The following is a 422-nucleotide window of genomic DNA, read 5'->3' as shown; positions in this document are numbered from 1 at the left end:
CACCCCAGGTCAGGTACACATCCGTGTACTCCGCAGCCACCCCAATCGCTGGTTCACTGCTTCCCCCGAAGTACACCGGAGGAAGCGGTTGCTGCACAGGCTGGAACTGCAGTTGACCCTCCGTGATCTGCAGGTGCTCTCCCTGGTAGGTCACTTTCTCCCCCTGCAAGAGGGCTCGGAAGATGTGCACCCACTCTCTGGTCAGGGCGTAGCGCTGGTCTTTGTCCAGGTACTGCTCGGGGAGGCCTTCTGCCAGCAGGGCTTTGTCTCCCGATCCGCTGACCAGATTCAAGGAAACGCGACCGTTAGAGATGCGGTCTAACGCTGCGGTCATGCGGGCGGCGAGGGCCGGGGAGATGAGTCCGGGCCGGACGGCGACCAGGAATTTGAGGTTGTGGGTGAGGGGAGCGAGGGCGGAGGCC

Annotated in this window: 1 protein-coding gene; it reads right to left on the bottom strand. The window is 63.0% G+C overall.

All coding sequences use genetic code 11. The annotated features are described in order from the left end of the window. Positions 1 to 422, bottom strand: a 422-nt coding sequence (locus tag IEY52_RS26620) for an LLM class flavin-dependent oxidoreductase (protein ID WP_229684659.1), incomplete at both ends; no start/stop codon positions are given.

It is taken from the genome of Deinococcus roseus, from assembly GCF_014646895.1.
In the GTDB taxonomy this organism is placed as follows: Bacteria; Deinococcota; Deinococci; order Deinococcales; family Deinococcaceae; genus Deinococcus_C; species Deinococcus_C roseus.
The sequence above is the reverse complement of the archived record's forward strand: the minus strand, read 5'-3'. Positions and strand labels throughout refer to the sequence as shown.